This window comes from Acinetobacter yuyunsongii (assembly GCF_041021915.1).
In the GTDB taxonomy this organism is placed as follows: Bacteria; Pseudomonadota; Gammaproteobacteria; order Pseudomonadales; family Moraxellaceae; genus Acinetobacter.
In genome coordinates this window covers 211,344-232,154 of sequence record NZ_CP157435.1, presented here as the reverse complement: position 1 = coordinate 232,154, position 20,811 = coordinate 211,344, and the positions used below count along the sequence as shown (strand labels likewise).

21 protein-coding genes are annotated in these 20,811 nt (G+C 39.2%); 8 read left to right on the top strand and 13 right to left on the bottom strand.

The genetic code is table 11. The annotated features are described in order from the left end of the window. Window positions 1-4: 4 nt before the first annotated feature. From gpmI to lptF, 3 genes are all read right to left on the bottom strand, one after another. Entirely contained in the window at window positions 5-1,549 is a 1,545-nt protein-coding gene (gene gpmI / locus ABLB98_RS01110) for a 2,3-bisphosphoglycerate-independent phosphoglycerate mutase (RefSeq protein WP_348883359.1), read from the bottom strand. A gap of 120 nt (window positions 1,550-1,669) precedes the next feature. Further along, on the bottom strand, window positions 1,670-2,740 hold the full coding sequence (gene lptG, locus ABLB98_RS01105) for an LPS export ABC transporter permease LptG (protein WP_348883360.1): 1,071 nt from the start codon (window positions 2,738-2,740) through the stop codon (window positions 1,670-1,672). After that, window positions 2,740-3,840 carry an LPS export ABC transporter permease LptF gene (lptF, locus tag ABLB98_RS01100; protein WP_348883361.1) on the bottom strand — a complete coding sequence of 367 codons (1,101 nt, stop codon included), beginning with the start codon at window positions 3,838-3,840 and terminating at the stop codon, window positions 2,740-2,742. Before lptF ends, lptG begins: the two co-directional genes overlap by 1 nt. A 157-nt stretch (window positions 3,841-3,997) precedes the next feature. Between lptF and ABLB98_RS01095 the strand changes: the two genes are divergently transcribed. Genes ABLB98_RS01095 through ABLB98_RS01085 form a run of 3 tightly spaced genes read left to right on the top strand, consistent with a single transcriptional unit; the run spans window position 3,998 to window position 6,519 of the window. After that, the gene (locus ABLB98_RS01095) at window positions 3,998-5,446 is read left to right on the top strand and encodes a leucyl aminopeptidase (RefSeq protein WP_087547837.1); all 1,449 of its coding nucleotides are present in this window, start codon (window positions 3,998-4,000) and stop codon (window positions 5,444-5,446) included. Window positions 5,447-5,449: 3 nt separating this feature from the next. After that, window positions 5,450-5,857: a DNA polymerase III subunit chi gene (locus ABLB98_RS01090; protein ID WP_046738933.1), complete on the top strand. Its 408-nt coding sequence runs from the start codon at window positions 5,450-5,452 to the stop codon at window positions 5,855-5,857. Between the two features lie 35 nt (window positions 5,858-5,892). Beyond that, on the top strand, window positions 5,893-6,519 hold the full coding sequence (locus tag ABLB98_RS01085) for a hypothetical protein (RefSeq protein ID WP_348883362.1): 627 nt from the start codon (window positions 5,893-5,895) through the stop codon (window positions 6,517-6,519). A 43-nt stretch (window positions 6,520-6,562) separates the two neighbouring features. Here the strand turns inward: ABLB98_RS01085 and ABLB98_RS01080 are convergent, their stop codons facing one another. The 7 genes from ABLB98_RS01080 to glnK form a co-directional block, all read right to left on the bottom strand. Continuing rightward, on the bottom strand, window positions 6,563-7,222 hold the full coding sequence (locus tag ABLB98_RS01080) for a riboflavin synthase (protein WP_004680777.1): 660 nt from the start codon (window positions 7,220-7,222) through the stop codon (window positions 6,563-6,565). 150 nt (window positions 7,223-7,372) lie between these two features. Beyond that, window positions 7,373-8,212: an MIP/aquaporin family protein gene (locus tag ABLB98_RS01075; protein WP_178883055.1), complete on the bottom strand. Its 840-nt coding sequence runs from the start codon at window positions 8,210-8,212 to the stop codon at window positions 7,373-7,375. Window positions 8,213-8,550: 338 nt separating this feature from the next. Continuing rightward, window positions 8,551-9,843, bottom strand: coding sequence for a DNA adenine methylase (locus ABLB98_RS01070; RefSeq protein WP_004659442.1), 1,293 nt, complete (start codon window positions 9,841-9,843; stop codon window positions 8,551-8,553). Further along, entirely contained in the window at window positions 9,840-10,940 is a 1,101-nt protein-coding gene (ribD, locus tag ABLB98_RS01065) for a bifunctional diaminohydroxyphosphoribosylaminopyrimidine deaminase/5-amino-6-(5-phosphoribosylamino)uracil reductase RibD (protein ID WP_249570662.1), read from the bottom strand. Before ribD ends, ABLB98_RS01070 begins: the two co-directional genes overlap by 4 nt. Before the next feature lie 12 nt (window positions 10,941-10,952). Then, the gene (nrdR, locus tag ABLB98_RS01060) at window positions 10,953-11,417 is read right to left on the bottom strand and encodes a transcriptional regulator NrdR (protein WP_087536531.1); all 465 of its coding nucleotides are present in this window, start codon (window positions 11,415-11,417) and stop codon (window positions 10,953-10,955) included. 126 nt (window positions 11,418-11,543) lie between these two features. Continuing rightward, window positions 11,544-12,956 carry an ammonium transporter gene (locus ABLB98_RS01055; protein WP_178883057.1) on the bottom strand — a complete coding sequence of 471 codons (1,413 nt, stop codon included), beginning with the start codon at window positions 12,954-12,956 and terminating at the stop codon, window positions 11,544-11,546. A gap of 67 nt (window positions 12,957-13,023) precedes the next feature. Then, a complete protein-coding gene (gene glnK / locus ABLB98_RS01050; RefSeq protein WP_000780326.1) occupies window positions 13,024-13,362 on the bottom strand; it encodes a P-II family nitrogen regulator in 339 nt (112 codons plus the stop codon). Between the two features lie 275 nt (window positions 13,363-13,637). Between glnK and ABLB98_RS01045 the strand changes: the two genes are divergently transcribed. The 4 genes from ABLB98_RS01045 to ABLB98_RS01030 all read left to right on the top strand — a co-directional run bounded on the left by ABLB98_RS01045 (window position 13,638) and on the right by ABLB98_RS01030 (window position 16,119). Next, window positions 13,638-13,865 carry an accessory factor UbiK family protein gene (locus tag ABLB98_RS01045; protein WP_087536529.1) on the top strand — a complete coding sequence of 76 codons (228 nt, stop codon included), beginning with the start codon at window positions 13,638-13,640 and terminating at the stop codon, window positions 13,863-13,865. A 68-nt stretch (window positions 13,866-13,933) separates the two neighbouring features. After that, window positions 13,934-15,412 (top strand): YifB family Mg chelatase-like AAA ATPase, encoded by a 1,479-nt coding sequence (locus tag ABLB98_RS01040; protein WP_348883364.1) that lies wholly within the window; start codon window positions 13,934-13,936, stop codon window positions 15,410-15,412. Between the two features lie 189 nt (window positions 15,413-15,601). Next, window positions 15,602-15,799 carry a hypothetical protein gene (locus ABLB98_RS01035; protein WP_348883365.1) on the top strand — a complete coding sequence of 66 codons (198 nt, stop codon included), beginning with the start codon at window positions 15,602-15,604 and terminating at the stop codon, window positions 15,797-15,799. A gap of 179 nt (window positions 15,800-15,978) precedes the next feature. Beyond that, a complete protein-coding gene (locus ABLB98_RS01030) occupies window positions 15,979-16,119 on the top strand; it encodes a hypothetical protein (protein WP_348883366.1) in 141 nt (46 codons plus the stop codon). Window positions 16,120-16,176: 57 nt separating this feature from the next. On the opposite strand, the gene ABLB98_RS01025 is transcribed toward ABLB98_RS01030, so the two are convergent. Together ABLB98_RS01025 and ABLB98_RS01020 are read right to left on the bottom strand one after the other, a co-directional pair. Next, the gene (locus tag ABLB98_RS01025) at window positions 16,177-16,965 is read right to left on the bottom strand and encodes a TorF family putative porin (protein ID WP_348883367.1); all 789 of its coding nucleotides are present in this window, start codon (window positions 16,963-16,965) and stop codon (window positions 16,177-16,179) included. A gap of 331 nt (window positions 16,966-17,296) precedes the next feature. Beyond that, the gene (locus ABLB98_RS01020; protein ID WP_348883369.1) at window positions 17,297-18,067 is read right to left on the bottom strand and encodes a TorF family putative porin; all 771 of its coding nucleotides are present in this window, start codon (window positions 18,065-18,067) and stop codon (window positions 17,297-17,299) included. 725 nt (window positions 18,068-18,792) lie between these two features. Here ABLB98_RS01020 and ABLB98_RS01015 point away from each other — a divergent pair. Then, window positions 18,793-20,118 (top strand): OprD family outer membrane porin, encoded by a 1,326-nt coding sequence (locus ABLB98_RS01015; RefSeq protein ID WP_348883370.1) that lies wholly within the window; start codon window positions 18,793-18,795, stop codon window positions 20,116-20,118. A 106-nt stretch (window positions 20,119-20,224) separates the two neighbouring features. Here ABLB98_RS01015 and ppa read toward each other — a convergent pair whose 3' ends face one another. Then, on the bottom strand, window positions 20,225-20,752 hold the full coding sequence (ppa, locus tag ABLB98_RS01010; protein WP_046737873.1) for an inorganic diphosphatase: 528 nt from the start codon (window positions 20,750-20,752) through the stop codon (window positions 20,225-20,227). Window positions 20,753-20,811 lie beyond the last annotated feature (59 nt).

Here is a 20,811-nt window from a genome sequence, read left to right as displayed (position 1 = left end):
CACCTTATTTTAAAGTAATTAAATTCTTACCTTGCATGTCGGAAGGTACTGGAATATTCATCAAATGAAGCAATGTTGGTGCAACATCAGCCAATACACCACCCTCTGCAATCGTTGCTTGAGTTGGGCCCACATAAATAAATGGCACCAATTCAGTGGTATGTTGTGTATGAACTTGTCCACTGTCGTAGTCTTGCATTTGCTCTACATTACCATGATCCGCTGTAATTAACATATGACCTTTGTTTGCCATTACTGCTTCATAGACACGACCTAAACACGTATCAACAGTTTCAACCGCTTTCACTGCTGCATCAAATACACCAGTATGTCCGACCATGTCACCATTGGCATAATTGACAACCAGAAGGTCAAACTCACCCGAATTAATAGCATCTACTAACTCATCAGTGACTTCATAAGCACTCATTTCTGGTTTTAGATCATAGGTTGCGACATTTGGAGAAGGAATCAAAATACGTTTCTCTCCTAGATATTCATCTTCACGACCACCGCTGAAAAAGAATGTCACATGCGCATATTTCTCTGTTTCAGCAATACGCAATTGGGTTTTGCCCAAACCAGATAAATATTCACCGATGGAATTTTTAAGCTCTTCTGGCATGTATGCAACTGGTGCATCAATACTTGCCTGATAGCGCGTTAGCATCACAAATTTAGATAAAATTGGAACGACTTTACGCGTAAACCCAGTAAAATCTTTCTCAACAAAGGCACGGGTGATTTCACGCGCACGATCAGCACGGAAGTTCATGAAAACCACACTATCGCCATCTTGGATTTTGGCAATTTCACCAATACGTGTTGCTTGAACAAACTCATCATTTTCTTCTGCTGCATAGGCTTGCTCTAAACCTTCTACAGCTGAGTTTACAACACGGACTGCCTCGCCTTCTGTCATTAAACGATAAGCGAGTTCAACACGATTCCAGCGGTTATCACGATCCATTGCAAAATAACGACCAATCATCGAAACGATACGACCTTGATTTGGATACTGAGCAAATAAAGCATCGATTTTTTCTAATGAAGGCTTTGCGCTACGTGGAGGGGTATCACGACCATCAAGGAAAGCGTGTAGATATACTGTTGCGCCACGTTTTAATGCTAGCTCACACATCGCCACAATATGATCTTCATGCGAATGCACTCCACCTTGTGACAATAACCCCATGACATGAACGGCGCCATTTGCTGCTTTGGCTTTTTCAACCGCATCAACTAACACTTCATGCTCAAAAAAAGCACCTGTCCGAATATCTTTAGTAATCCGTGTAAAGTCCTGATATAAAACACGACCTGCACCTAAGTTCATATGACCCACTTCAGAGTTACCCATTTGTCCATCAGGTAGGCCTACATCTTCGCCAGAACCTGAAATCAAACTATTTGGATGCTTTGCTTTCATCGCAGTCAGATTTGGTGTTTTTGCTGCTAAATATGCATTATCCTCAACTGCTTCACGATGTCCTACACCATCCATAATTACAAGAACGTGAGGAATTTTGCCAGCATTTGCATCCGTCATAATGGACTCTCTGTTTGTCTATCATTTGATCGGCATAGTCTACCGAAATTTGACAAATTTCTCCATGATCTTGCAGACGCTTTAATCAATAATGATTATCAATTCAAACTATTCAGACCTCTAACGTGCACGATAGAGCAAATAACTCCCTGCCGCAAACATCAACAGGATTGGCAGCAAGACAAACCACGCTGGAGATGGCGCATAGACCAGACTTGCATAACCTAAAAAGTCTTGTAAATAAAAGAACCCTAACCCAGTGAAAAGTGCGATAACCAAGCGAAAACCCATCGACTGCTGACGCAATGGACCAAAAATAAATGAGCAGGCAATAAGAACCAACGTAATCAGTGCAAATGGAGACGTGACTTTTTTCCAAAAGGCTAACTCATAGGTCTTTGGAACTTGGCTATATTCTGATAAATACTGCATAAAACTAATCAATTGACTTGGAGATAAATCATCTGGGTCCAAAGTCACCATATGTACATATTTAGGTTGTAAAGCCAATCCTAACGCTTGTTGCTCGTGATCCGTTTTAATCGCATTCCCTTGAGCAAGTAAATCAACCTGATGTGATTTGTCTAAAGTCCACTGACCATCTTTTAAAAACTGGCCTTTTTCAGCAGTGACAAAGGACTGCAATCGATAGTTCTGATCAAAATCAATCGCTTGAATATTACGCAATTGACCTTGGGAATTCGCATAATCAATATAGATAAAACGTTGACCTTCACGCGACCAATAGCCTTTTACCTCACCCAGTGCAGCAACACTACGTTGGCTTTTTATACTCTGTGCTTTTTCATTGGTATAAGGAATCACCCATTCACTCAATACAAAAGACAATACAATTAAGAGTAAAGCTGAGCGCATCACCCAACCCACTATACGCCACAAACTGATACCAACCGAACGCATGACGATGAGTTCACTATTCGATGCGAGTGCGCCTAAGCCTAAGACAGAACCTATCAGTGCTGCCACAGGTAAAATTTCATATAAATAACTCGGTGCACCCCATATCACATATAGGAAAGCTTGCCATGCATTATAAGTGGGTTTCAGCGAGCCTAACTCACCTAAGTAAGTGAATAATATTTGTAAAAAAGATAACACGAGCGTTGTGCCCAGCATCGCAAGGACTGTAGTTTTTGTCACATGTTTGGCGACTATTCGACGTGCTAACATTACAACCCCACTCGCTGAATACTTTTCTTAAGTTTTGGTGCTAACTTTTGTTTCCGTGCAAAAATTGCCGCCACAATAGCATAAATCATTAATGCGACAGGATAAGCCCAGATATCCAGTTGTTCCTTACTAATCCGCGTTTTAATCGCAATCATCAATACAATCAGGCTGGCGAAAATAAATATAGATGGAATAAGACGATAATATCGGCCTTGGCGTGGACTTACTTCAGATAACGCAACCGCAAGCATCAATCCAATAATAATCACAAATGGACCAAAGATACGCCAACCAAGCTCGCTGCGAATAACAGGGTCATCACGTCTTTCCCATAGCTTAGACATGGATAAAGCTTCAACATCATCGCTTTCAAACTTAACGTCTTTATCATTCTCTAAACGTAAGCGATAAGATTGAAATTCTGCTTGGGTATAGCGCGGCTGATTCGGATAAATTTCGTAACGGCGACCTTGAACCAAATCAACGACATTCGCTGTATCATTTGCCATTTCGACACGTGTCGCTTCTTTGGCTAAAATCATCACATCTGGTTTATCTTCACGATCGGCTTTCTGATAATAAAAAATATCTTTTAAATTTTTTCGATCTTCGGAAAGTGAACCTGCATAAATGGTATACGGCCCCGAGGAGATAAACTCCTTTGGTCGAACCAGATCAAAACCTGCTCGCACTGCTTGTGTTTGCATCAAGCTTTCGTAAGCACGAATTCCAGATGATGAACCCCAAAACATTAATATTGCTTGAACAATCAAAAAAACAAATGTCATCGGCAATAAAAGTTTGGCCAATTGATTACGGCTAACACCACTGCCATTTAAAACCGCCATTTCATGGTCAACATATAGACGACCAAAAACCAGCATGAGTCCAATGAAGAAACCCAATGGCAAAATTAAAGTTAGAAACTCTGGCAAACGATAAGCAATGATACTCAGCAACACACTAGCGTCTAAACGACCCTGTGCAGCTCGCCCAAAAATCTTGATTAACTGCCCACCCATAATAATTAAAGTGAGCAAAGCAGTCACAACCAAAGAGGTGGAGACCACTTGTTTGACGAGATAACGCCGAATAATCAAAGTAATGCTTCCAAAAATAGACCAATCGAGGGGTAGTGCTAGTTTACCCGAATGTTAAAAATATAAAACCTATCGCTTGTTGCGGATTGCAACCTCATATCTGAAAGTGTTTAATGGACTTATCTTTCTTTTTCGCTGCTTAGGTTCTATACAAACAATGAAATTTACCCTTCATACCGCATTCCCAACACAGTCGTCTAGTGAATCTTTGTGGATTTTGGTTGATTCAGAACAATTACAACAAAACTTAAATAGTTATCAAATCAATCATCTAGAAGATGTTCTAAATGCTACACAATTCAAAGCTGGTTTTAATGAAAATATTGCACTGATTACCAATATCGCTGTACAAGCCAATGCACATTTACTCGGTTTAGGCAAAAGTGCTGAATTGAAAGCGACAAAATTAGCAAAACTCGCACAAACGATTATCAAATCATCACAAAATAAATTTAGACAAATCACTGTAGATCTCAGCGCATTACCAACTGATTTACATTACCTATTTGCCTTAGGTTTAACTCAAGCAGCCTATGCCTATGATGAATTTAAATCTAAAAAAAATGAGTTCATCTTAGAAACCATTAATCTAGTTGCAAATGAAACTGTACTTGATGATGCTCAACTAAAGCTCGTCCACGCAGTTCAGTCTGGACAAAATTACGCTCGAGATTTAGGCAATCGTCCAGGAAATATTTGCTTCCCTGAATACCTTGCAGATCAGGCGATTGCACTTGCAGCACAATACCCTGACCTATTAAAAGTCACTATCCTGAATGAACAGCAAATGGCTGATTTAGGGATGAATGCTTTTCTTGCTGTAAGTAAAGGCTCTGATCGACCAGGCAGAATTATTACACTTGAATATCAGGCAAAAGCTGATCAAGCACCTATCGTACTTGTCGGTAAAGGTGTTACTTTTGATACAGGCGGTATTTCATTAAAACCAGGCTTAGGTATGGATGAAATGAAATTCGATATGTGTGGTGCTGCCTCTGTATTAGGTACGATGCAAGCACTTTGCGAAGCTCAACTGCCAATTCATGTTATCGGTGCGATCGCAGCAGCAGAAAATATGCCTTCAGGTCATGCAACACGCCCTGGAGATATTGTGACGACCATGAGTGGTCAAACTGTAGAAATTTTGAATACGGATGCTGAAGGCCGTTTGGTTCTATGCGACACCCTCACTTATATCAAACGTTTTAATCCTGCGCTTGTCATTGATATTGCGACACTTACAGGTGCATGTGTTGTTGCGCTAGGCAAAGTCGTCAGTGGGCTATTCTCTCCAGATGATGAACTGGTACAAGAATTACAACTTGCTGGTGAACAATCACTCGACCGTGTATGGCGTATGCCTGTAATGGAAGAATATCAAGAACTCCTTGATTCACCATTTGCCGATATTGCCAATATTGGTGGCCCTTATGGTGGTGCAATAACTGCAGCATGTTTCCTTGAGCGTTTCACTCGTGATTACCGCTGGGCACATCTTGATGTGGCTGGTACAGCATGGTTATCTGGTGCAGCTAAAGGTGCAACTGGACGCCCAGTACCATTACTGATGCAGTTTTTAGCGAATCGTGTTGAAACGAATAACTAATCTATGGCACAAGTTAGTTTTTATTTGTTTGAAAACAGCGTTGAGCGGCAAGTTGAAAGTGCTTGCCGTTTATGTCGAAAAATTCTGAATCAGCACCCACAGATTTGGTGGTATTGTGTTGATTCAAATTTACAAAATGAGTTGGATAACAAGCTATGGAGTTTTGATTCAAGTAGCTTTATTGCTCATGGAATTGATCAATTGAATAGTCCAGTGTGTATTTCAGCTGAATTACCGCCATCGAATGATTGGATTGTATTTAATTTTAACAATCATGCACTTGAACAAACTCAAGATTTTCGCCACATTATCGAAATTATTGAAAATAATGAAACTGCAAAACAGATCGGGCGAGAGAAATTTAAGATGTATCGTCGTTTAGGCATTGAGCCACGCACATTTAAATTATAAGTCTGTAAATCATAGCATCGTATAAGGAGTGTCGCGTGGCATTAAATGTAGGTCAAGATTTTAAAAAACGTTGGTTAAATACGCCTGAAACTGTCCGTCAGACCTATCAGGAAGATTTAGCTCGTATCTGCGATCTACTGTTACCACAAACACAAATCCAAACATGGATACAACTCGAAGAAAAAGCTCAGCTACGCTCTCAACAACGTATTGATCAAGCTTATGCACATTTAAAAGCCGAGTTAATTGAACAAGCACGTGTTCGTAAACAGTTGGCTTTGGAAAAAGCTTTAGCAGAAAAACGTGCTGCCCAAGCTGCTTATGCCGCGCAACTGCAAGCAGATGAGTTAAATCAGTTCGAACAACAAACGGAAAATCTTGTTGCCCTTCGACAACACATTGATCAAGAAATTGCACAACACACTGAACGTTATCAACCAAATCCTGAACAACCAAGTATTGATTATGCTCAAGGGCAACGTGTTCAGATTGATGACCAGCAAATCTTATCTGAGCTCGAAAGTGTGCGTGTTCGCTTAGAACTAGAAGCAGAAAACTTAATAGAACAAGCTGTAACTGTATTCCGAGCAAAACTACATGCACTTGCGCAAGATGAAATTGATTACATTCTGAAAAATAGTAAGTTCTCAGATGAAAAATAATAAAAAAGCCCAGTTTAAACTGGGCTTTTTTATGTTTCATTTTTTATTTTAAGAAACCGTTTTCAGCCAAAAATGCCATACTGATGTTTGACTCAGTTTTTTGTTCCGCTGCTCTATCACCCAACAATAAGCGCTCGATATAGCGTGCCAGCACATCAACCTCTAAATTAACTTTTGTACCAACTTGCCATGTGCCAATATTAGTACGCTCAGCAGTATGAGGGATGAGATTCAAACTCAGAATATTGCCACGTAGATGGTTAATGGTCAGACTAATCCCATCGACAGTTACAGAACCTTTTTCAGCTAAATATTTTGCCAATTCAACAGGTGCTGTTACTTCAAAATATAATGAACGTGCGTCTTCTCGAACGACTGTAATTTCTCCTAGACCATCAACATGTCCACTCACAATATGTCCACCAAAACGTGTTGTTGGCAACATGGCTTTTTCGACATTGACGGATTGACCTACTTTCCATTGACCTAAAGTCGTTCGATTTAAGCTTTCACGAGACACATCTGCAGCATACCAATTGCTTCCCCACTCGATCACTGTGAGACAAATTCCATTCGTCGCAATTGAATCACCTAAATGTACATCAGACATATCCAAATCAGTTTGAATACGTAGACGTACATCACCGCCTACACTTTGTAAGCTCTCAACCTTACCTAAACTTTCAATAATGCCTGTAAACATGGGAGTTCTAACCTAATCTTATGCAATATATGCCATAGTGAATCGAATACCATAAAGCAAAGCCTTAGAGATAACAAGGGACTCCGAGTTCAAATACCTGCAATAAAAAAGGCGATCTATTGATCACCTTTTATTATTTTCAATCTTAAATTACTGCATTTCAGAGATACGTTTATTGACCGCCTGTTTAAGCTCAACCGTATTATTTAACAAGAAATGGCTAAAAAATAATTTATAACCTAATACCCCTAAGCAAGCGCCAACAATCGGTGCAAAGATAGGCACAATAAAGTAAGGAATATCACGACCGCCAGTAAAAGCAATTGAACCCCAGCCTGAAAAATAGGCCACAACTTTTGGACCAAAATCGCGTGCAGGATTCATAGCAAAGCCTGTTAATGGACCAAAAGAAGCGCCAATAACAGCAACTAATAAACCCACCAAAATTGGTGCTAAAGCACCACGTGGCAAACCATTATGATCATCCCCAATCGCCATGATGAGCCAAAGTAATAACATAGTGATAAACATTTCCACCATAAACGCCTGTCCAATAGACAATAAATGATGTGGATAGGTTGAGAAAATTCCAGCCAACTCCAAACTCTCTACACTCCCTCGTACCATATGGTGTGTTTGCTCATAATCCATAAATAGATTGCTATACAAACCATAGACCAATAGTGCGCCTAAAGCAGCACCAGAAACTTGAGCAATAATATAGAAAGGAACTTTACGTTTATCAAAACCAGCAAACAGTGCTAATGCGATCGTAACGGCAGGATTGAGATGAGCTCCAGAAATACCTGCAGATAGATAAACAGCCAATGCTACAGCCAAGCCCCATACAAGGCTGATTTCCCATAACCCTAGACTTGCTCCTGCAAGTTTAAGCGCAGCCACGACACCAATACCAAAAGATAAAAAAACTGCGGTAGCAAAAAATTCAGCTATACATTGCCCCAACAAGCTGGGTTCCGAGCGACTCATCACAACCTCTCTTGGTCAGTGCTGCGTATAGGCATGACCTGAAATAAAGCTCGGCAAAATATATTCATTTTCGAAAATGAGCAATATTATTATGGTAGTTTTTCAACCAAATAGTAAAATATTTTTTGTAAAAAAAAGATTAAGCCACGCAACAAAAGCATATAAGTAATTGTTTTTAATTATTTTAAAGGTAAATAGTTATTCAGAAAAACTGATTTAAATTTAATGACAATTCATGTAAAAACAATCATTTATTTTATAAAATTATATGTATTAACAAGAAAGTGAAAAAATAGAAAATAGACACCACATTATCCCAAAATGGTGTCTACTTGAATTTACCAAAGTGCAAGCTGAGTACTATTGCCTGTCGTATCAACACCACCTAACTCAGCAAAATGATATAACTGCCCTAAAAGTTGTCGTAATGGCGGGCCAGACTTCGCATGGGTATCCGTAATCACAATAAACTCAAGCACACGTGCACGTTCTGATTGACGCTGTTTACTCACTCGATAACGCGGTACATCTTGAGTTAGCAAAGTCACTTTGCCGCGCTTTAAATTAGCAGTCAGCAAATCTTTAGGCTCAATATTTCCATCAGTCGAATAACTAGTCAAAATATAGCGTGCATTAATCGTTTCCAATAACTTTTCATAAGCTTCTTTCGCATACTTAGAGGAGTTATAAGGACTTGGGCGCTCTTTACGCCATGCTCGATCAATTCCACTCTTAAAGCCTTTGGTATCAGGTGATGGTAAATCCACTTGATCCCATAAAGTCAGAGCATTCAGAACGTGGTAATTACTACTGTAGGCATGCTGATTATAAGGTGGGTCAAGATAGGCAACATCGACTTCGAAACCACTCATTTGGTTGGCTAAATGTTGTGCATCGACACACCACATTTCAGCCGCAGGTCGTTTGGGATCACCAATCTCACAGAAACGGCTCGGAGTAAGCCATATTAATGACTCGATTCGTTCTAGCGCCGTTTGAGTTCGACCACCCCAACCCTGATGAAAGCTCTTAAATACACCACTGGTATTACTAACAAAACTTGCCGAATATAAAAGTGGTGCCAATAGAGCACTCATTTCGACATCATTGATTGCACCTTGCGCTTGCCAAGTTGCGATCTGTTGACGAATTGCATCAATACGCATCCCATTACGGCGTTTGAAGAACAAACGGTCACGAGCAGGATCATACACATCGTCATTACGTGGACAAAGATTATGTGTCACCCAGCCTTTGACTTCTGGCAATCGATTCAAATAGTCGATCGCTTTTTGATAGCCACCTAATTCTTTAAATGCGGGTGCATCAACACAGGCTAAAATCGCGTTGTTCAATGCATGGCTATACGGTTCCCAGTCATTTGCAATAACACGATAGCCGTTTTGACGTGCTAAACGTGAGACCACGCCACTCCCTGCAAAGAAATCAGCAAAAATCGGTGGATTCTTTTTCTTACTATTCAGTGTGCCCGTAATCTCAAGCGCTTCCAAAATGAGATGAAGCAGTCGACGCTTATTGCCTAAATAAGGTACTAGCTGATGAAAAAGATATTCGTCAGTCGTACGTGCTGCATGACGACGCTTGTGATAAACCGATGGTTCTGGATTCATATCATCTCTTGGATAGGGAGCAATCTTAGGCGAATATCTTGCCCAAGTTGGGTTACATCGACTAAATCAAAACGCAATTGTTCTGCCATTGTACTCAATTCAGCATTGAACATTGCACGAGCAGATTGGCCAAGTAAAGTCGGTGCAACATAACTGATCATTTCATCAACTAAACCCTGCTGTAAAAAAGCCGTTGATAAAGTTGCGCCTGCTTCAACCAACACATCATAAATTTGATACTGCTGAGTTAAAGTTTGCAATAATTGACTTAAGGGTTGCGGCGCCAATTGTATCACGCCTAAATCAGCAAGTTCTTGACGAAATGGTGTCATCACCATCACTGTTTCAGGATTTTTCAAAATCTTCGCTGAAAGTGGTAACTGTCCTTGGCGATCCAATACAATACGCTTCGGCTGAACCACGGTACTTAGCTCAATACCGTCCAATGCACGTACATTCAATTCACAATCATCGGCTAAAACGGTTTGAATCCCTGTAATCACAGCACCCGAAATTGCACGCCAATGTTGTACATCTTGTCTAGCTATTGCTCCAGTAATCCATTTCGATTCTCCTGAAGCCATTGCAGTACGGCCATCTAAACTTGATGCAATTTTCAAACGCACATACGGCGAACCCGTAGACATCGCTTTTAAAAAGCCCAAATTGAGCGTTTTTGCAGTTTCTACACAAATTCCTGTTTCAACTTCAATACCAGCTGCTTTTAAAATTTGAACGCCTTTTCCCGCGACTAATGGGTTAGGATCTGAACAAGCGACCACGACTTTCTTCACCTGAGCTTTAACCAATGCTTCTGCACAAGGCGGCGTTCTACCATAATGTGCACATGGTTCCAAAGTCACGTAAGCTGTCGCGCCTTTAGCATGTTCGCCCGCTTGGCGAAGTGCAAAAACTTCTGCGTGGGGTTGACCCGCTTTAGGGTGATAGCCCTCTCCAATCAGCTGCCCATCTTTGACAATAACGCAACCCACGTTAGGATTCGGCTTGGTTGAATATTGTCCTAGTCGAGCCAACTCAATTGCTTGCTGCATCCAATATTGATCTTGGGATAAATGATTTTGCGTGAACTCAGACATGATTTCTCTAACTTATGCTTCATTTTCACGTTGTTGCATTTGCTCAATCTGACGACGAAATGCTTCAACATCTTGGAAATCTTGATAAACAGAGGCAAAACGAACATAGGCTACATGATCAAGTGCAAATAAAGCCTGCATCACAATCTCACCAATGGTTCTCGACTTTACATCTCGCTCACCTAAACGGCGAATTTGTGATTGTATATCACTTAAAACCGTTTCAATTTGCTCTTGGGTTACTGGACGTTTCTGTAAAGCATGCATCAATGAGCGGCGCAATTTTGCTTCATCAAATGGTTCACTCTTGGCATCTGATTTAATGACCCGTGGCATCACCATTTCATAACTTTCAAAGGTGGTAAACCTTTCACCACAAATCGTGCATTCTCGACGACGACGGATTTGACAACCCTCAGCCGCAAGGCGAGAGTCGATGACTTTACTATCAGCAGCGTTACAAAATGGACAATGCATAGTTGTGCGATTATTTACTCACTTGCTTTAAGTGTAGCAAAGTTTCTGCAATTGCTGAACTAGCACACGAAAGGCATAAAAAAACAGCCTTATTCGGCTGTTTTTTAAACTTCAAAGAATAATGAATTATTCGATACGCTCGCCATGTTGGCTAAGGTCAAGACCCATGCGCTCATCATCAGCACTTACGCGGATACCAATCACAAGATCAATCACTTTAAGGATAATGAAAGTCACTACTGCGCTATATACCATCGTTGCGAGTACACCTTCAAGTTGTACTTTTAGTTGTTCGATGATTGTTGGAGCAAGCGCAACGTTAGCAGCTTTAATGATTTCATCACTGTAGAACACCCCCGTAAGAACCGCACCAACGATACCACCAACTGCGTGTAGACCGAAAGCATCCAATGCATCATCTGCTTTAAGGAGACGTTTAAGTGCTGTAATACCCCAGAAGCACACTACACCACCGATTAAACCCATGATTAAAGCACCACCCACACCAACGAAACCAGCAGCAGGAGTGATTACAACCAAACCAGCAACCGCACCTGATGCACCACCAAGTACTGAAGCCTTACCACGAACGAGACGTTCAACAATCAGCCAAGAGAATGCAGCGGCAGCAGCAGCAACTTGAGTTACAAGAATTGCCATACTTGCACGAGCGCCAGCACCTAAAGCACTACCACCGTTAAAGCCAAACCAACCTACCCAAATTAAGCTTGCGCCAATCACAGTGAGCGTAAGGTTGTGCGGTGCCATTGATTCGCGACCTAGACCAGCACGTTTACCCAACATGTACGCAGCCACTAAACCAGCTACACCTGCGTTGATGTGTACAACTGTACCGCCAGCGAAATCTAAAGCACCTGCTTTGAATAACCAGCCATCAGCAGCCCAAACCCAGTGAGTAATTGGTGCATAAACCAAGATTACCCAAACTGCAATAAACGCCATGAATGCTGAATATTTCATACGATCAGCAATCGAGCCGCTAATAATTGCAACAGTGATAATCGCAAAAGTCATTTGGAAAATAACAAACAAGCTTTCTGGAATAGTTCCACTTAAGGCATCAAATGCCACGCCATTTAGCATTGATTTGGCAAAGTCACCGACATAGGCGCCTGAACCAGAGAATGCAAGCGAATAACCAACGATAACCCAAATTAAGCTGACTAGAATGGCCGCAGAAAGGCTAAACATCATGGTGCTGAGTACGTTTTTCTTACGAACCATACCACCATAGAATAGAGCCAAACCAGGGATCGTCATCAACAGAACCAGTGCTGTTGAAACGAGAATCCAAGCTGTATCGCCTGTATCAACTTTTGCAACTGGTGCAGGAGCTGGAGTAGCTTCTACAGGAGCAGGAGCTTCTGCTGCGACAGTCACAGTTGATGCAGCCGCCGTATCAGACGCTGCTACAGTTTGTTCAGCAACTGGTGTTGATGCAGCATCTTCTGCCCAAACCATCGCTGAACCACCTAAGAGTGCGCCAGATAGACTGAGCGCCATAAGCATTTTTTTCATTCGTGTCCCCCAACCTTATTTTGTGAGCTATTTCTCTTAATTCTAACTCAGCAAACTTTGTGCCAATTTAGACAGCATCTGGTCCAGTTTCACCAGTACGAATACGAATGACTTGTTCCAAATTCGTGACAAAGATTTTACCGTCACCAATTTTCCCAGTGCTTGCAACACGAGTGATAGATTCAATAACCGCATCGACCATTTCATCGCTAATCGCAATTTCAATCTTTACTTTCGGTAAAAAATCAACGACATACTCTGCACCACGATACAGTTCAGTATGACCTTTTTGACGACCAAAACCTTTTACTTCAGTTACGGTAATCCCTTGAACACCAATATCAGAGAGTGCTTCACGCACATCATCGAGTTTGAATGGTTTTACAATTGCAGTTACAAGCTTCATGTGTGTTTTCCTTCGGCTTATTTTCACCAGTAAGGTTTTATGTTCAATTTTCATGCCAACATTTGAAGGTTGGGGATTTTCAAACCATCAGCAAGAGCTTTCTTTATAACCTATTTGGACGTCAAGATGTAGATATTCAATCGAAAATAAGTTTCATTTGCTCCTGTTTAACTGAATTTAGATATCGGTGGCATCAATGCGTTGAACAGGGCTATGGGATTACTACAAGCAATGGTACACTTGCCTACAAATACATATAACCTATTGAGCGCTTCATGATTGAAACTCTTTTACAAGCCATTCTTGAACAAGTTGATCAACCTAAAAAAGATTTAGAAAAAAATTTACGTGCTTTGCTCAATGAAAGCGTCGAAAAATTAGATTTAGTCTCTAAACAAGAGCTAGAGCGCCAGAAAATAGCGCTAAATTTGGCAAACCAACGCCTCGCTGCGTTACAACAGCAAATGAGCACCCTAGAAAAAATGGTGCAAGATCAAAAATAAGCACTAGTTTAGCGCAGAGATCAACAAAAATGATTAAAAATAAAGCACCATGATGGAACAATAATAAAATGTCTTTCGCAAAAATTTACACGAGGGGTTTATTAGGTTTACATGCCCCTCAAATCGAAGTTGAAGTTCATATCAGTTCAGGACTCCCCTCCTTAACCATTGTAGGTTTAGCAGAAGCCGCTGTAAGGGAAAGTAAAGATCGTGTTCGATCAGCAATTATCAACAGTGGTTTCTTGTTTCCAACCAAACGTTTAACGATTAATTTAGCACCTGCAGATCTTCCTAAAGATGGCTCCCGCCTAGATTTACCGATCGCACTAGGAATTTTAATTGCTTCAGGTCAACTTCCTGAAAATTGTACTGACGGCTTTGAATTTATTGGTGAACTTGCATTAGATGGACATTTACGCCCTGTTACTGGAATATTGCCAATTGCGATGGCTTGCCAACAAGCCCAACACCGCTTATTGGTACCTACTAATAATCTAGAAGAAGCCAATCAATTTCCGCAGTTTGAAGTTTATGCTGCCAATCATTTACAAGATGTATGTGCACACTTTTTGGGCACTTCTCATTTATCAGCATCACCCAAACATGAAAATTTAACCATTACTCAGTATCAATTTGATCTTGCAGATGTCAAAGGTCAATTACGTCCCCGTCGTGCACTAGAAATAGCAGCAGCGGGTGGACATTCTTTACTTTTCAAAGGTCCACCTGGTACAGGTAAAACATTATTGGCTTCTCGGCTACCTTCTATTTTGCCACCACTCAATGCCCAAGAAAATTTAGAAGTCGCAAGTATTTATTCGGTTGCAAATGCTCAACATACTTTTGGACAACGCCCCTTCCGTGCACCACACCATACTGCGTCAGCGATTGCATTAGTTGGAGGCGGTTCACAACCTAAACCAGGCGAAATTACACTTGCACACTTAGGTGTATTATTTTTAGATGAATTACCTGAATTTGACCGCAAAGTTTTGGAGGTTCTCAGACAACCGCTAGAGTCGAAAGAGATCGTCATCTCCCGTGCGGCAAGACAAATGACATTTCCAGCGAATTTTCAATTTATTGCAGCAATGAATCCATGTCCTTGTGGTTACGCATTTAACCAAGATAGCCGCTGCCAGTGCTCAGCAGAAAATATTCAGCGCTATCAAAACCGTATCTCAGGTCCATTACTAGATCGTATTGATTTACATATTGATGTGCCACCTTTGCAGACCAAAGAACTACAAGATCAAAGTCCGACAGAAAGTTCTACAATTGTGCGGCAACGCGTGATGAAAGCTTATGATAAACAAATGTTAAGACAGCAATGTTTGAATCAGGCACTTTCTCCAAATTTGCTAGAACAATATGCTCAATTAGATGAAAATTCAGCCAAAATCATCGAAATGGCTCAACAGCGACTTAATCTCTCAGCACGCGCCTATCATCGTGTACTTCGTGTTGCACGAACTATAGCCGACTTAGCCGAAAGCGATATCATTTTAACAACCCATTTAACAGAAGCCTTGTCTTATCGAGGCTAGATAGAAAATTACATGAATCAAAAATTGCCTTTATTAAAACTAAAACCTAGCGACATTGAACATGGACTGAAAGTCGTCAATCGTACGAAACGTTTCATTTTTTTGTTCCTGCCTTATTGCATGGCGGTGAAGCACTGATTTTTCCATCGTAAAGTTGTTACTCAGGTCAACAAATTAAGCAAGGCAGAGGTGTTGTTTTTTTATAATGGGGTTGACTCTGCATGGCAAGCAGCCCTCGGTAATGGTGAAGACTGTATTATTATTAATGACATTACTCCACCACAAGCATCGTTGTTACTTGAAGAGTATCATGCTCTCTTAGGGCAAAATAAAAATCTGAACTTACAAAGTATTAAGATGCTTTTAGCATACACCAACAAGAATTAAACATTATTGATTTTTATAATCAACGTACATCCAGTGTATTAACGAATACTAAAATTATTGATAAAAATAATCCATTTTTTATGGAAGTAACCAAACAAGAAATTCACAAAGGATTATATATTCCACATGGATTTATATTTGATGGTGCCGTCCAATAAGTATACCTTCAAGGAGCAGTGATGGTGAGCGATAAGAAAAGATGCTGGGGGGGAGGAACAGATGTATTTCTAAGGGGTTATCGAAAAATAGAAAATGGCAAAGAATACAATGTAATAAGTATTGAAAATGATTTTGGAGAAAGATTTACTTTCTCCAAATAATCAAACCTATAAAAAAGGCTGAGAGATATCTCAACCTTTTTATTAAATAAAATGTCTTTAAAAAGCGTAACCTAAACCCAAAACAACTTTATTTTTTTGCTTTGTTTCATCACGAGTATAGCCACCAAAGATATAGTCTAGGCTCCAAGTTGCACCAGTATTACCTAAAGGATGTGACAATCCAAGAGTTGCGTGACGGAAAGCAAAATCAGTTTTGGTGACATCTCCTGCTTTAGCTTGGTAAGCTAAATACTCATCATCATCACCATAATAATAAGCCGCAACTTGAGCTTTACCGGTAAAACCACCAGCTAATTTTGGTGCATAAGTTGCTAGGAAATAAGTATCACCTTTATTTCCAAAAGTGACATTATTTAATAACGTTTGAGCTGTAATACTCAAATCTTTATAACTTAAGCCGACAATGGTTTCATATCCCGTTGATTCCCAACCTGGATAATAGTAATAAACCGTACCACCAATTTGATAACCAAGATCATCTGTAATCTTACCTTTATAACCAGCATATAAATCATTTTCAAATGACTTCTTCTCTTCCTTCACATCTGTAGGTGAGGTATTAAAATCTGCATATGCAGCAGTTAAGGTCGAAAACCAGTATCCTAAATAGAATCCACTATCATGCGTATAATCAAGCCCACCTTGTACTGCAGGTGTATCACTTTCAGGTGAATTTGTCATGCCACGTAGATTATAACTAGATACTACGTTTACATTGCCTGTAATCGTTCCTGGAAATGGTAGCTTTGTTTCTTCAGCCAAACTTAAAGTTGATGTTGTAAATACCATTGCTAGAACTGTAGCTTTGCATGCAAATTTCATCATATTGATTTCCCCCATTATTTAGATATTCAACTGATTTATGTTCTAAATTGCATCATGATAAAATTTGCAAATGCTGTGCCAAAAGTAGAATTTAAATTTAAATTAAATATAAGCTATTGATTATAATTATATTTTAAATATATTTATTTTATTTTTCTATTAATCAATCAACCGCTCAGGATTAAAATGTGATAATAAAATGCATCTTTAAATATAGAGACGCACATAATTAGCACCTATTTTTAATATGAAATTTTCGTTTTTCTTTTCTAAAAATGAATAAAAAAAGCCAGCAATTTGCTGGCTTTTAAAACATCAATCAATTACATGATTAGAATGTTTTGTTTAATGTAAATACTGCACCTGTTTCAACACCACGTTTATATGGTTGCGCATTTGCATCAATGTTTGTTCCTACAGCAGCTAGTTCAGCTGACAAACCAGGTACTGATTTCACGCTATAAGTTACACCAACTTTCCAATCAACATAGTTATCGTCTTCACTACCATTGTCGCTAAAGTCGTAATCATCAGCTTTGGTATAACCAACGCTAGCTACACCACCAAAACCAGTGTCAGCAAAAGGAATAGTATAAGTTGCGTTTAGATACCACGCATCTTCTTCTAAACCAAAGAAGTCGTTAGTGTAGTTAACAGCAGCTAAAAGACTGTCACCAGAAGCAATAACACTGCTGAATCCTAATTTAGCGTATAACTCAAGCCAGTTAAAATCTGAAGCACTTGGATAACCGTAATACCATAAACCAACATCTAATTTTGGCTTACCAGCAAATGGTAATTCAGTTGCATAACCTACATATGGGTCTAACTCCAAATGTGGATCAGCAGAACCAAAATTTACATTTGAACCCCATACCCCTGCATACAAACCAGAAGAATGAGATAAAGCAAAACCACCTTGTAATGCTGGATCACTTTGAGTTTGTGTCATACCACGATAACGGTAGTCTGTAGTTAAAGCAGCATTACCAGAAAAGCTAAGGCCATACTGAGATAAAGTATTTGTTTCTTCGGCCATAGCAAAAGTCGAAGTCACAGCAAAAATACTCAACGCGATCGCTTTACATGCAAATTTCATCATATTGATCTCCCCCATGATGGATATTCGACTGAATTTATGTTTTAAGTTGCATCATTATGTGAATAGCAAATGCTATGCCAACTTCTTTAAAGCACTATAAAACCTAGGTTTGATGTCACAGCTTTGTCATGAAATATATAAAGAGAATAAAAAAGGGCTATTTAAGCGTTTTAAAATAGATTTTTTGATCCATTTTTAAGCAAAAAATAAGATTAGTAATTAAACTGCACAAAAATAATGCAACAATACTGCTCGACAATCGATCATTGTTAAACATTTAAAGTATTGGCTTAAAAAGCGAGGAAAATTCGCACAACATAAGTGCAACTTCTAAAAAACGAGCGCTTTTTGATACAAAAAACTTACCACTCATCGGGATGTCATTTTTTGCAAATCAACTCAATCATTTTTTAATCGATTACAAAATAACTCATTAAATTTGAAAAGAAATTATCAACATAGTCACATATTTTAAAAAGAAAATATCAAAAAATAATCAATTTTAATTACAGGAATTATATTGTATTTTTTATATAAAAAACAATTATTTAATTTTAATTAATCTATTTTTTATACAAGAATAAAAACAAAAAATCTTATCCTATTTTTGTGTAAATTTAATTAAAATATTTTAATAAAAATCTATCTTTTTTATGCATAACTTATACAATTGGTCAAAATTTCGATTCTGACCGAAATTGATCTTATTTATTATGAGGCTACCTATGCCAAAGGCAAAGAAACTAACATTAGCGGTTTTGATTAATGCCGCATTGATCTCCTCAACATACGCAAGCGAACAAAGCGAAGCAAAAGGTTTTGTTGAGGATGCAAATGGTTCAGTATTGTTCCGCACAGGCTTTTTAAATCGTGATAAAAAAGACGGTTTAACAAATGATACAAGCTCAACTGCTCAAACTGCCATTTTTGATCTTCAATCAGGCTTTACAAAGGGTATTGTTGGCTTTGGTGTTGGCGTAGTAGGTGATGCATCTTTTAAGCTTGGTGCGAATAATAATACGGGTAATCAAATGATTCCTGTAGATGATCGTGGATTTGCTTATGATCATTGGGCTCGTGGTGGTGCCAATGTGAAAGCACGTATTTCCAACACAACCGTGACTTATGGTACACAGGTGTCAACACTTCCTGTCATGGCAAGTAATCAAGCCCGTTTAGTGCCTGAGTATTACACAGGTGTTTTCATTGAAAGTAATGAAATTCCAAATCTAAATGTGGTTGCAGGTAAATTCACAAAAAACCAAATGTCAAACCAAATTAGTACCGATAAAGATGTGACAGGTCAAGGGCTTGATCGTGCAGTAGTTTGGGGTGCTAAATATAAATTTAATGATCAACTCAACTCATCGTATTATGGCTTAGATGTTCAAGATAAGTTAGAACGTCATTATGCCAATGTAAACTTTACCCAAAGCTTAAAAGACAAGAGTACCTTAACACTTGATGCCATGGGTTATCATACAAAATGGGATAAAGATGCACTCACTGATTCACATACCACAGATGATCTAGCAAACCGTAAAAACTCGATTTGGGCTGTTTCAGTGGGCTATGGCAAAGATGTACATAATGTCATGCTTTCTTATCAAGATAACACAGGTAATACTGGATATGACTATGGCTATAATGCTGATGGTTTACAAAGTATCTATGTCCCTAATTCCTATTTAGGTGACTTTAATGGTAATGATGAAAAATCTGTCGGGCTACAATATAACTACAACTTTAAAAATCACGGTTTACCTGGTCTAAACTGGACAACTGCATTTGTTTATGGTTGGGATATTGATATCGCTAAAAAAACAGATCGCTCAAAAATCATTGACCAAGCCGAAGAACATGAGTTCTTTAACCAAGTCAAATATACAGTTCAAACAGGTGCATTGAAAGATGCAAGCCTACGTGTTCGCTATTCTTACTTACGTTCAAGTGATACCTATAATAATGTTTCTGATGAATATGTCAGCAATGTCATTGGCTCAACCAATGAATGGCGTTTGTTCCTTGATATTCCTGTGAAACTGTTCTAATTCACAGCTTTATTTAAGTCATAAAGAAACCTCCATTCAATTGAATGGAGGTTTCTTTATCAGCTAGACTTTAAATCATAAAATCTAGCTGAATCTACTCAGAAAATTACTTCTTAGCAGCTTCGATTGCTTTCAATACTTCAGCTTTTGCAACGTCAGCACCTTCCCACCCGCTGATTTTTACCCATTTACCTGGCTCTAAATCTTTATAGTGAGCAAAGAAGTGCTCAACTTGGCTAATCAATAAAGGTGGAAGATCTGTATATTCTTTCACATCTTTATAGAGAGGAGATAACTTCTCATGTGGAACTGCGATGAGTTTCGCATCGATACCACCATCATCTTCCATTTTTAATTTACCCACTGGGCGGCAACGGATCACTGAACCCGCAGCAACAGGATGTGGAGTTACAACAAGTACGTCTAATGGGTCGCCATCTTCAGATAATGTATTTGGTACATAACCATAGTTAGCTGGGTAGAACATTGCTGTACCCATAAAACGGTCTACAAATAACGCATCAGAATCTTTATCGATTTCGTATTTGATTGGCGCTGCATTTGCAGGAATCTCAATGATGACATAGATGTCATTTGGTGCGTCTTTACCCGCAGGAATATTGCTATAACTCATATCAACACTCGTTTATCTTGTGAACTTAGATGTAAATCCGACAGATTATAGCGTGAATA

Coding starts and splice junctions, on each gene's coding strand:
- gpmI (WP_348883359.1), bottom strand. CDS start 1,549: ATGACGGATGCAAATGCTGGCAAAATTCCTCACGTTCTTGTAATTATG.
- lptG (WP_348883360.1), bottom strand. CDS start 2,740: ATGTTAGCACGTCGAATAGTCGCCAAACATGTGACAAAAACTACAGTC.
- ABLB98_RS01095 (WP_087547837.1), top strand. CDS start 3,998: ATGAAATTTACCCTTCATACCGCATTCCCAACACAGTCGTCTAGTGAA.
- ABLB98_RS01090 (WP_046738933.1), top strand. CDS start 5,450: ATGGCACAAGTTAGTTTTTATTTGTTTGAAAACAGCGTTGAGCGGCAA.
- ABLB98_RS01080 (WP_004680777.1), bottom strand. CDS start 7,222: ATGTTTACAGGCATTATTGAAAGTTTAGGTAAGGTTGAGAGCTTACAA.
- ABLB98_RS01075 (WP_178883055.1), bottom strand. CDS start 8,212: ATGAGTCGCTCGGAACCCAGCTTGTTGGGGCAATGTATAGCTGAATTT.
- ABLB98_RS01070 (WP_004659442.1), bottom strand. CDS start 9,843: ATGAATCCAGAACCATCGGTTTATCACAAGCGTCGTCATGCAGCACGT.
- ribD (WP_249570662.1), bottom strand. CDS start 10,940: ATGTCTGAGTTCACGCAAAATCATTTATCCCAAGATCAATATTGGATG.
- nrdR (WP_087536531.1), bottom strand. CDS start 11,417: ATGCATTGTCCATTTTGTAACGCTGCTGATAGTAAAGTCATCGACTCT.
- ABLB98_RS01055 (WP_178883057.1), bottom strand. CDS start 12,956: ATGAAAAAAATGCTTATGGCGCTCAGTCTATCTGGCGCACTCTTAGGT.
- glnK (WP_000780326.1), bottom strand. CDS start 13,362: ATGAAGCTTGTAACTGCAATTGTAAAACCATTCAAACTCGATGATGTG.
- ABLB98_RS01045 (WP_087536529.1), top strand. CDS start 13,638: ATGATTGAAACTCTTTTACAAGCCATTCTTGAACAAGTTGATCAACCT.
- ABLB98_RS01040 (WP_348883364.1), top strand. CDS start 13,934: ATGTCTTTCGCAAAAATTTACACGAGGGGTTTATTAGGTTTACATGCC.
- ABLB98_RS01030 (WP_348883366.1), top strand. CDS start 15,979: ATGGTGAGCGATAAGAAAAGATGCTGGGGGGGAGGAACAGATGTATTT.
- ABLB98_RS01025 (WP_348883367.1), bottom strand. CDS start 16,965: ATGATGAAATTTGCATGCAAAGCTACAGTTCTAGCAATGGTATTTACA.
- ABLB98_RS01020 (WP_348883369.1), bottom strand. CDS start 18,067: ATGATGAAATTTGCATGTAAAGCGATCGCGTTGAGTATTTTTGCTGTG.
- ABLB98_RS01015 (WP_348883370.1), top strand. CDS start 18,793: ATGCCAAAGGCAAAGAAACTAACATTAGCGGTTTTGATTAATGCCGCA.
- ppa (WP_046737873.1), bottom strand. CDS start 20,752: ATGAGTTATAGCAATATTCCTGCGGGTAAAGACGCACCAAATGACATC.